At 71.4% G+C, this 9,818-nt stretch carries 10 protein-coding genes; 3 read left to right on the top strand and 7 right to left on the bottom strand.

Features of this window, described 5'->3' with window-relative positions:
• The 3 genes from A2U95_RS13355 to clpS form a co-directional block, all read right to left on the bottom strand.
• On the bottom strand, window positions 1-1,490 hold a 1,490-nt coding region (locus A2U95_RS13355), incomplete at its 3' end, for an alanine/glycine:cation symporter family protein (protein WP_166025166.1).
• A gap of 321 nt (window positions 1,491-1,811) precedes the next feature.
• Window positions 1,812-2,429, bottom strand: a complete 618-nt coding sequence (locus A2U95_RS13350) for a DUF2017 domain-containing protein (protein ID WP_166022330.1) — start codon at window positions 2,427-2,429, stop codon at window positions 1,812-1,814.
• 54 nt (window positions 2,430-2,483) lie between these two features.
• Complete coding sequence (gene clpS, locus A2U95_RS13345; protein WP_166022329.1) at window positions 2,484-2,807, bottom strand: ATP-dependent Clp protease adapter ClpS; 324 nt, start codon at window positions 2,805-2,807, stop codon at window positions 2,484-2,486.
• Window positions 2,808-2,925: 118 nt separating this feature from the next.
• Between clpS and A2U95_RS13340 the strand changes: the two genes are divergently transcribed.
• Together A2U95_RS13340 and A2U95_RS13335 are read left to right on the top strand one after the other, a co-directional pair.
• Window positions 2,926-4,257 carry a nicotinate phosphoribosyltransferase gene (locus tag A2U95_RS13340; RefSeq protein WP_166022328.1) on the top strand — a complete coding sequence of 444 codons (1,332 nt, stop codon included), beginning with the start codon at window positions 2,926-2,928 and terminating at the stop codon, window positions 4,255-4,257.
• A 101-nt stretch (window positions 4,258-4,358) separates the two neighbouring features.
• On the top strand, window positions 4,359-4,958 hold the full coding sequence (locus A2U95_RS13335; RefSeq protein ID WP_166022327.1) for an isochorismatase family protein: 600 nt from the start codon (window positions 4,359-4,361) through the stop codon (window positions 4,956-4,958).
• Window positions 4,959-4,998: 40 nt separating this feature from the next.
• Here A2U95_RS13335 and A2U95_RS13330 read toward each other — a convergent pair whose 3' ends face one another.
• The 3 genes from A2U95_RS13330 to A2U95_RS13320 all read right to left on the bottom strand — a co-directional run bounded on the left by A2U95_RS13330 (window position 4,999) and on the right by A2U95_RS13320 (window position 8,463).
• Window positions 4,999-5,325, bottom strand: a complete 327-nt coding sequence (locus tag A2U95_RS13330; RefSeq protein WP_166022326.1) for a hypothetical protein — start codon at window positions 5,323-5,325, stop codon at window positions 4,999-5,001.
• A gap of 216 nt (window positions 5,326-5,541) precedes the next feature.
• Window positions 5,542-6,009, bottom strand: a complete 468-nt coding sequence (locus tag A2U95_RS13325) for a hypothetical protein (RefSeq protein WP_166022325.1) — start codon at window positions 6,007-6,009, stop codon at window positions 5,542-5,544.
• A gap of 129 nt (window positions 6,010-6,138) precedes the next feature.
• Window positions 6,139-8,463, bottom strand: coding sequence for an immune inhibitor A domain-containing protein (locus A2U95_RS13320; RefSeq protein WP_166022324.1), 2,325 nt, complete (start codon window positions 8,461-8,463; stop codon window positions 6,139-6,141).
• A 365-nt stretch (window positions 8,464-8,828) separates the two neighbouring features.
• Here A2U95_RS13320 and A2U95_RS13315 point away from each other — a divergent pair, with 365 nt between their 5' ends.
• Window positions 8,829-9,101 (top strand): hypothetical protein, encoded by a 273-nt coding sequence (locus A2U95_RS13315; protein ID WP_166022323.1) that lies wholly within the window; start codon window positions 8,829-8,831, stop codon window positions 9,099-9,101.
• Between the two features lie 17 nt (window positions 9,102-9,118).
• On the opposite strand, the gene A2U95_RS32680 is transcribed toward A2U95_RS13315, so the two are convergent.
• Window positions 9,119-9,818: RDD family protein (locus A2U95_RS32680; RefSeq protein WP_240957308.1), on the bottom strand; the 700-nt coding region annotated here is incomplete at its 5' end.

Genomic DNA, 9,818 nt, shown 5'->3' with positions numbered 1-9,818 from the left:
CCGGCGTCGCGGCGGCGGACGTACTCCAGGAACCTGGCGAGTTCCTTCTTCACCGTCGGCACCATCAGGTAGAGGCCGATGATGTTGAACACGGCCAGCATGAACAGCACCGCGTCCGCCAGGTCGAACAGCGCCTGCAGGGTCAGGAGCGAACCCGCGGCCGCGAGGACCGCGTAGACGGCCCGGAAGACCGTGCGGCTGGCCTTGGAGTGGCCGAAGAGGTGCACCCACGCCTTCTCGCCGTAGTAGCCGTAGGTCAGCGCGGTGGAGAGCGCGAACAGGACGACGGCCACGGTCAGCACGTACGGGAACCAGGGCATGACGGTCGCGAACGCGTCCGAGGTGATGACCACGCCGCCCTCGCCGGTGCCGGCCTGCGCCTCGGCCCACGACTTCGGGTTGGCGACCACGATGGTCAGGGCGGTCATGGCGCAGATGATCACGGTGTCGACGAACGGCTCCAGCAGGGCGACCAGGCCCTCGCTCGCGGGGTGCTTGGTCTTGACCGCGGAGTGGGCGATCGGGGCGGTGCCCAGACCGGCCTCGTTGGAGAACGCGGCCCGCTTGAAGCCGGCGATCAGCGCGCCGATCACACCGCCGACGACGCCCTCGGCGCTGAACGCGGAGGAGAAGATCTCGACGACCGCGCCCGGCACCGCGCCGGCGTTGACGGCCAGGACGGCGAGGCAGCCGAGGATGTAGAGGACCGCCATGCCGGGGACCAGCTTGGTGGTGACGTTGGCCAGCGACTTCACGCCGCCCAGCAGCACCAGCGCGATCAGCGCGGCGATGACCACGCCGAAGATCAGGGCGCCGCCCGGGGAGGCCATGAAGCCGTCCTCGCCGCCGGTGACGTTGGCGATCTGGCTGTGCGCCTGGTTGATCTGCAGCAGGTTGCCGCCGAAGAAGCCGAAGAACAGGACCATGACCGCGGCGAGCACGCCGAGGACCTTGCCCAGTTTGGCCCCGAGGGAGCCCTCGCCGAACCGGTCGGCGAGGCCGCGCGGCAGGTACTGCATCGGACCGCCGGAGACGGTGCCGTCCTCGTGGACCACCCGGTACTTCACACCGAGGGTGACCTCGACGAACTTGGTGGCCATGCCGAGCAGGCCGCAGACCATCATCCAGAAGGCGGCGCCCGCGCCGCCGATGGTGACGGCGACCGCGACACCGGCGATGTTGCCGAGACCGACGGTGGCCGAGACGGCGGCGGTCAGGGCCCCGAAGTGGCTGACCTCGCCCTCGGCGTCGTCGTCGTCGTACTTGCCGCGCACCACGCGAAGGGCCAGCTTGAACTTGCGGACCTGGATCAGGCCGAACCAGCCGGTGAAGACCATACCGGCGACGACCAGCCAGGCGACGATCAGCGGAAGTTCGGCCCCGGCCACCGGGACGGAGTAGAAGACGACTTCGCCCAGCCATGTGGCGAGAGGTGAGACGACGCTGTTGACGCCTTCCTCGATGGTGGACGTGAAGGACTCGAATGACATCTGGGTACCTCGTTCGGCGCGGAACCGCCCGGGCCCGGGGTCGGGAACGGGCAGGACGTGCTGGAGCGTGAGCGAACGCCGTTGTCCGTTCGCGGGGGGGAGCAGAAGTGGTGCGCTCCTGGCGGGTACAGCCAGGTCTCCGGGCCGGGCGAGGGGTGGTGCCATGGCCAGGGGTTGGCAGTTTGTAGCACATAAAATGGCCGGAAAATGTGAGCCGAATCACCTGCGCGGTACGCAAAACGCCCCCACCGGGCAAAAGGCGGGGGCGTGTGACGTGATCGTTACGCGGGACGGGTCGTCCGGATTACGGACGGCGGACGGTCAGTCCATCAGGGTCTCGACCAGCGATTCCTGCAGTCCTCCGAGCCACAGGTAGGCCATCACCAGCGGCTTCCGCTCGTCGGTGTCGGGGAGGCGGTAGAGGATCTCGCTGTCCTCCTCGTCGGTGATGTCCAGGCGTGCGGCGATGGCGAGGCGGATGTCGTTGAGCGCCTTCAGCCACTGCAGGGACCGCTCGGGGGTGAGCCTCAGGACACCCCCGCCCGCTCCCGCGCCGCCGGTCTCCATCGTCAGCTCGTCGAGGCCGCGGACGACCGCGAGCGCGCCCTCGCGCTTGCCGGCCCTCAGGTCGTTCTCGGTGTAGCGGCGGAACTCCGCGGAGTATGCCTTGGCCTCCTCGGCCTTCTCGGCGGTGTCCGGGAACTTCGCCGGGTCGGTGTAGGCGTCGGGGAAGAGCCGGCGCAGCACCGGGTCGGAGGGCGGCTCGCTGGGGCCGTCGGCGAAGAGCTCGGCGAGCGGGTCGGCGGAGGCGTCCTCGGCGGGGCCGGGGCCGATCAGCTCCAGGAGCTGGGCGGCCAGCGACCGGATGATCGAGATCTCGACGTCGTCGAGCGCGACGGCCGCGCCGCCGCCGGGGAGCGGTTCGAAGGTTCCGGGCATGGGATGGCAGATCTTTTCGGCTCGGCGGGCGGTCGGTCCGGGGTCCGTGCGGGACTACCGGCGGTCCTGCTGGAGGGTGGCCCACAGACCGTAGCCGTGCATGGCCTGCACGTCGCGCTCCATCTCCTCGCGGGTGCCGCTGGAGACCACCGCCCGGCCCTTGTGGTGGACGTCCATCATGAGCTTGGTGGCCTTGTCCTTCGAGTAGCCGAAGTACGTCTGGAAGACGTAGGTCACGTAGCTCATCAGGTTGACCGGGTCGTTGTGGACGATCGTGACCCAGGGAACGTCCGGCTCGGGCACGGCGAAGGTCTCCTCCGCCGACTCGGTGCGTTCGGTTTCCATGGGCGCGGGAGCGGGTGACGTCACAACAACCATGCTGCCACCACAGGTGGGTACCCGCACGGACCGGGTCCCGGGGTCGCCGTCAGGTCGCCCCGGGACCGGCGCCGCACACTAATCGTCAAATTGACGAAATGGGGGTAGCATCAGTTCCATGAACACAGCGGAGCTCGGGCTGCCGGTGGACGTGCCGTCCACCGCGCTCTTCACCGACCACTACGAACTGACCATGCTGCAGGCCGCCCTCGAGGGCGGGACGGCCGGGCGGCGTTCGGTCTTCGAGGTCTTCACCCGGCGCCTGCCCCCGGGCCGCCGCTACGGCGTGGTCTGCGGCACCGGCCGGGTGCTGGACGCCGTGCGGAACTTCCGGTTCGACGAGCGCCAGCTCGCCTTCCTCCGGGAGCGCGGCGTGGTCGACGGGGCGACGCTGGAGTGGCTGTCGCGGTACCGGTTCGGCGGCGACATCTGGGGTTACCCGGAGGGCGAGGTCTACTTCCCCGGCTCGCCGGTCCTGCGGGTCGAGGGCACCTTCGCCGAGTGCGTGCTGCTGGAGACGGTGATCCTCTCGATCCTCAACCACGACTCCGCGATCGCCGCCGCCGCCTCCCGGATGGCCGCGGCGGCCGGCGACCGGCCGCTGATGGAGATGGGCGCGCGCCGCACCCACGAGCTGGCCGCGGTCGCCGCCTCGCGGGCCGCCTACGTCGGCGGCTTCTCCTCCACCTCGGACCTGGCGGCCGGGTTCCGCTACGGCATACCCACCATCGGCACCAGCGCGCACGCCTTCACCCTGGTCCACGACACCGAGCGGGAGGCCTTCACCGCCCAGGTCGACTCGCTGGGCCGCGGGACCACCCTGCTGGTGGACACCTACGACGTCGCCGAGGCGGTCGCCCTGGCGGTCGAGGTGGCCGGGCCCGAGCTGGGCGCGGTGCGGATCGACTCCGGCGACCTGCTGCTGGTCGCCCACCGGGTGCGGCAGCAGCTCGACGAGCTGGGCGCCCACAAGACCCGGATCGTGGTGACCTCGGACCTCGACGAGTACGCCATCGCCTCGCTGGCCGCCGCGCCGGTGGACGCCTACGGCGTGGGCACCCAGCTGGTCACCGGCTCCGGGCACCCGACCGCCTCGATGGTCTACAAGCTGGTCGCCCGGGCCTCCTCCGACGGCGCGGACGCGCCGCTGGAGCCGGTGGCCAAGAGGTCGGGCGGCGGCAAGCGGACCCTGGGCGGCCGCAAGTGGGCCGCACGCCGGTTCGACGCGTACGGCGTGGCGGAGGCGGAGGTGATCGGCACCGGCGAGGTCCCCGGGGAGCTGGCCGGCTCGCAGCTGCTGGTGGAGCTGGTGCGGGGCGGCGAGGTCGTGGGCCGCGAGCCGCTGGAGGCCGCCCGTGACCGCCACGCGGCGGCCCGTGGCGCGCTGCCGATGTCCGCGACGCAGCTGTCGCGGGGCGAGCCGGTCCTTCCGACGGAGTACGTCGCCTGACGACGTGCGGCGGGCACGGGGCCGGGGTATGCAGCCGTCGGTGCGGTGTTCGTTCTCTTTTCTCTGTTCCTACGGTGTGATTCGAAGGGTTGTGCGGGGCGATGCGTCGAGCATTGATCGTGGTGGACGTGCAGAACGACTTCTGCGAGGGAGGCAGCCTCGCGGTGGCGGGCGGCGCGGACGTCGCCGCGGCGATCACCGAGCTGATCGGACAGGCCGCGCCGGCCGGCGGGTACCGGCACGTGGTGGCCACGCGTGACCACCACATCGCGCCGGGCGGCCACTTCGCGGACGACCCGGATTACGTGAACTCGTGGCCGGCGCACTGCGTGGCGGGGACCGAGGGGGTCGGGTTCCACCCGAACTTCACGCCCGCGGTGGCCTCGGGAGCGGTGGACGCGGTCTTCGACAAGGGGGCGTACGCGGCCGCGTACAGCGGGTTCGAGGGGACCGACGAGAACGGCGTCGGCCTGGCGGAGTGGCTGCGCGTGCGGGAGGTGGACGAGGTCGACGTGGTGGGGATCGCCACGGACCACTGCGTGCGGGCGACGGCGCTGGACGCGGTGAAGGCCGGGCTGCGGACACGGGTGCTGCTCCCCCTCACGGCGGGGGTGGCCCGGGAGACCACCGAGCGCACGCTCGAGGAGCTCCGCGACGCGGGCGTCGGCCTCACGGGCGAGCCGGTGGTCGCCGGGAGGTGACCCCCCTCCCCGCACCGGGGACGCCCGGCGCGGCCGCCGGCTACGCCCAGGCGGGCGGGCGGCCCACCAGGCTCCGGATGGGGTGCCACGGGTGGTAGGCGGCGGCCGGCGCCGGCGCCCCGCGCCATATGAGCCCGTCCGGGTGGTGCAGGACCGCCGTGACCTCGTCCGGCGTCGGCGGGGCGGCGTTCCCCCGCAGGTACACCGCCCGCAGCCCGAGGTTGCGCAGCCGGGTGAGCGCCCGCGCCCGGTTCCGGGCGTGCACCAGGACCCGCACCCGCTCCGGCGCGCCCCCCTCACCGGGCCGGGGCAGCGTCAGGGCGACCACCACGCTGCCGCTGGGCAGACGCACGAATCCTGAGGACATACCGATGCCTCCCGTCGAACTCCGAAAATTTCGATGAGAGGCATCTGAACACGTCCGGCGGCACCCCCGCCAGGGGAACGCCGCCGAACACCGTTTGACCTGCGGTGACGTATTTGTCAGGTACCGATCACATCAGTGTTCGCGGGGGAAGGCCGTGTCGGCGGGGCCGGTGACCCCCGGATGCGGGGCGCCCGTCCGGCGGAAGGGGGCGCCGCCTCACGCCGTGGGGCAGGAGGGCGCGGCCGGATCCCGCGCTTCGGCCTCCATCCAGTCCCAGGCGGGCTCGATCTCCGCGCCGGTGAAGAGCAGCGGGGCCCCCTCCCCGGAACGGAGCGCGGCCACCAGGACCCGGCCGCCCGGCGCGTAGGCGCCCGCGTCGCCCTCCGGGACGAGGAAGGACGCCGCCCCTCCGGAGCCCTCCCCGGAGCCCCCTCCGGGCTCGAGCCGGCGCGCCCCCTCCAGCCGGACCCGGACCATGCCGGCGCCCGCGGGCCCGACCGCGTCCACCGTGCCCTTCACGATGAGCCCGGAGCAGGCGACGATGCCCGCCCGGTCGAGTTCCGCCTCCGCCTCCTCCTGCGGCAGCCACGGCCGCCACCAGGCCGGCGCGGCGGCCACGACGGCCGACGCCCCGCACAGGGCCGCGAGGGCCGTGCGCGTCCTTCTTCCCGTCAGGTGGTCCACGTCATCCTCCGTGTGTCACGACCTGGACGGCGCAGGCCCGGCGGACGTTCGGTGCCCCACCGGCGGAAAAGCGGACCGGCGGCACCTCCTGGGGAGGAGGTGCCGCCGGTCACACGTGCTGGAGCGGGGTTACTTGACCGCGGGGCCCACCTTGACCGTGATCGTGGAGCCGTCCTTGGACTGCTTCACGAGCTCGATCCGGGTGTTGGTGTCGCTGATCTTGACACCGGCCTGCGGGTTGGCCTCGTCGTAGTAGTCGTTCTTCGTGTCGTCGAAGACGGACACGCCGCGCAGCGACGGAACGACGACCGGGACGCCGGCCTTGTGCAGGGTGATGCTCCGGGTCGGCTTCAGGCTGAACGGCGAGTCGTACGCCTGCACGCGGTTGCGCAGCAGGGTGCCGTCGGTCCAGCGCAGCGCGTCGGGGTGGGCGTCGACCGGGAGGATCAGGCCCGCACCCGGGTGCTTGCTGACGTTGTTGTCCGCCTGGGAGGTGTCCCACTTCCAGACCAGCATGCCGGTCTGGTACGCGTAGTGCTCGACCCAGTCGGGGCGGGTGGTGGACCAGCCGAAGTTGTACGGACCGGTCTTGAGCGTCCGGTCGTACCCGACGTGCTGGCGGTTCTCCACGATGTAGTACTGCTCGTGGAGGCCGGTGATCTTGTCACCCACGCGGCTGAAGCCGTTGGAGGTCCAGCCGGCCGCCTCGGTCTCGGCGTCGTCGGAGAAGACGGTCGAGCCGTCCGCGGTGATCGCGATGTTGTCGGCCACGAGCCCGGTGAGCATGTAGCCGCCGTCGGTCGCGTAGCGGAAGCGGACCTTGACGGCCTTGCCGGCGTACGCGTCCAGCGGGAACTCGAAGGACTCGTACTGCGAGATCGTGCCGTGCAGCGCCGGGGCGCCGCTGCCGTCGCGCGGGATGGCCGTGCCGTTCATCGTGCCGTCGATCGGCGTGTAGTTCGCGCCGCCGTCGGTGGAGACCTCGACGTAGAAGTAGTCGTAGTCCTGCTCGATGTCGTACCAGGCGTCGAAGGAGATCGCCGCGGACGACTTGCCGGTCAGGTCGACGTCACGGGTGAGCGTGTTGCGCAGGTCGTCGCCGCTGCCGCTCCACCACTGCTTCTCGCCCTGCGCCGGCGGGAAGATCTCCGTGGAGACCTCCTTCTCCGGCAGCTCGACGATCAGGGCCTGGTCGTTCCTGGTGTTGTACGACTGGACGCCCAGCGTGGTCTTCGACGTGGACTTCGAGTCGACCAGCTTGTAGTCCAGCCAGCCCAGCTGCAGCTTGTCCCAGGCGTTCATGTCGCCGGGGAGGTTGCCGATCTGGCCGTCACCGGTGCCGAGCCACGAACCCGAGGACATCAGCGTCCAGAACCCCGTGGAGTTCTCGCCGCCCTGGGTGTCGTAGTGGTCCGGCAGACCGAGGTCGTGGCCGTACTCGTGGGCGAAGACACCGAGGCCGCCGTTCTCCGGCTGGATGGTGTAGTCGCCGACCCAGACGCCGGTGTCACCGATCTGGGTGCCGCCGAGCTTGTTGCCCTCCGGGCCGGTGCGGCCGGAGTCGGTGCCGAACGCGTACCAGCGGTGGGCCCAGATGGCGTCCTCGCCCTGGGCGCCGCCGCCGGCGGACTCGTCCTCACCGGCGTGCACGACCTGGAAGTGGTCGATGTAGCCGTCGGCCTCGTTGAAGTTGCCGTCGCCGTCGAAGTCGTAGCGGTCCCACTGGTCGTACTCGGCCAGCCGGGCCTTGAGCTCGGCGGTGGTGGCGCCCTTCTCGGTCTCCGCCTCGAACCAGGCGTTCAGACCGTCCTGCACCGCGTTCCAGGCGCAGGGGTCGCACAGGTTCGAGCCGTAACGGGCCTCGTTGTAGGGCACCTTGACCCAGTCGGAGACCTCGCCGTCGACCGAGTAACGACCGGAGGACTGCTTCTCGTAGTACGTCTTGAGGGACTCGCCCTCGCCGAAGTACAGGTCCTCGAAGTGCTTCTGGTTGTAGTCGGCCTTCCAGTCGGTCGAGTTGTCCTTCGACCGGTCCGGCTCGGCGATCTCGTTGTGCAGCGGACCGGGGGTGCCGCCGTACGTGGGGTGGATCTGGTCACCGAACTCGACCAGGATGGTGAAGACCTTGTCGGTCTTCTCCCGGCCCAGCTCGACGTACTTGCTCTTGCCGTGCCGCTCCTGGAGCTTGACGACCTTGGAGCCGCCCTTCTCCTTGACCTCGGCCTTGCCGGCCAGGACCTTCTGGAGGGCCTGCTCCTTCTTGGCCTCCTGGCTCTTGGTCAGGGGACCGTCGAAGTCATGCTGGCGGTGCTCGCCCTTGGTCGGAGCGTCCGCCTTCGCGTTGGTGACCGCGCCCGTGTCGGGCTGGGCCACCGCGAACGTCGAGAGGCCGGCGCTCGCCGTCGCCAGGGCGACAGCAGTGGCGGCCGCTCGAAGCGCCCATCTGGATGCCACTTGAATTCCTCCCCCGCGTCCCGCGCGCACTGAGAGAGATGTCCTGAGTACGGAGGTACTGAGTCCTGCTGTTCTGGGCAGGCAGGAGTCGCGCGCGGTGATACGCGTGTGTCAAGTGGGAACATTTGACCGGATGTTCGAGGGAAAAACCAGACCTTGACTTGTCGTGAGCACTTCGTGTAAGCGGTCGCTCGGTCGGATGCGCGGGAGAGCTCCGCGTGCGAGGTCCGTGCCCGCGTGCGCCCCCCGGTGCACCCGCCCGTCGAGGTGTGCCGCGCTTGACCGGCAGGTGGCTCGGGCATGTGCCGGGGAGACTGTGCCACGCAGGCTGCCCCTGTCCCCCACGGCCCGAGGACACGATTGCCATGGTTCGTCCGCCCGTGATTCCCCCCGCGACTCCCTCCCTCGCGCAGCTGGCCCGCGGAACCGGCGCGGCGGTGCTGTGCACGACGGCGCTCCTGGCGCTCACCGGGGCGAGTTCGGTACCGCTGGTCGCCCTGGTCGTGGTGGTCTCGCTCGGGCTCGGAATGCTCGCGGCCCTGGGCTCCGGAACCGGCGGCCAGGGCGACGGGGGTCGGGTTCCGGCCACCCGCGACGCGGCGGACGCGGCGCCGCGCCGGGAGCCGGCGCGGCGCTGACCGGCAGCCCGGAGCGGTCAGCCGCCGCCGGTGCCGACCACCACGGTCTTGGCCGCCTTGTCGTGCAGGCCCTGCTTGAAGGGCTTGTCGAAGAAGCTCCAGCCGCCCGCGACGGCGAGCCACAGGCAGGCGCAGCAGAACGCGAACGGCACCCAGAGCACCGCCGCGCGCAGCAGCGAGGTCGCCATCGACGGGGTGCCGCCGTTGTCGAGGTTGGCGACGCGCATCTTGAAGAGCCTCTTGCCGAGGGTCTGGCCGTTGCGCGCGGTCATCAGCGTGTCGTAGCCGACGTACAGGACGGCGACGATGATGTCGCGGATCCAGAACTTCGCGGCGTCCACCCGGTCCGCGCTGAGTTCGTACTCGTCGACGTCGAACGCCCAGGCGAGCAGGCCCACCACGATGCCGACCAGCACCAGGTCGACCAGCCGGGCCAGCACGCGGCGCAGGCTGTCGGCGAGCGGGGGCATCCCGGCGAGGGGGTCCGGTGCGGTGCCGCCGTCGTAGGGACCGCCGGGGCCGTACGCGCCGGTGGGGCCGTACCGGCCGTGCGGGCCGCCGGGGGAGGCGGAGCCGCCGGGGTCGTACGGGCCGCCGGGATCCGCGTTGCCGTGCTGGTGGGTGCCGCCGCCCCGGCCGCCGTCGGGGGCGTCGTACGGGCCGCCGCCGCCCGGCGGTCCGCCGGCGGAGTCCGCGCCGCCGCCCGCGCCGCCGCCG

It is taken from the genome of Streptomyces chilikensis, assembly GCF_001642695.1.
In the GTDB taxonomy this organism is placed as follows: domain Bacteria; phylum Actinomycetota; class Actinomycetes; order Streptomycetales; family Streptomycetaceae; genus Streptomyces; species Streptomyces chilikensis.
Note: the sequence above shows the minus strand (reverse complement) of the source record. Positions and strands in the feature narration are given on the sequence as shown.

Bases quoted from the DNA above. Each gene is read 5' to 3' on its own strand.
- A2U95_RS13350 (WP_166022330.1), bottom strand. From the start codon at position 2,429: ATGCCCGGAACCTTCGAACCGCTCCCCGGCGGCGGCGCGGCCGTCGCG.
- clpS (WP_166022329.1), bottom strand. From the start codon at position 2,807: ATGGTTGTTGTGACGTCACCCGCTCCCGCGCCCATGGAAACCGAACGC.
- A2U95_RS13340 (WP_166022328.1), top strand. From the start codon at position 2,926: ATGAACACAGCGGAGCTCGGGCTGCCGGTGGACGTGCCGTCCACCGCG.
- A2U95_RS13335 (WP_166022327.1), top strand. From the start codon at position 4,359: ATGCGTCGAGCATTGATCGTGGTGGACGTGCAGAACGACTTCTGCGAG.
- A2U95_RS13330 (WP_166022326.1), bottom strand. From the start codon at position 5,325: ATGTCCTCAGGATTCGTGCGTCTGCCCAGCGGCAGCGTGGTGGTCGCC.
- A2U95_RS13315 (WP_166022323.1), top strand. From the start codon at position 8,829: ATGGTTCGTCCGCCCGTGATTCCCCCCGCGACTCCCTCCCTCGCGCAG.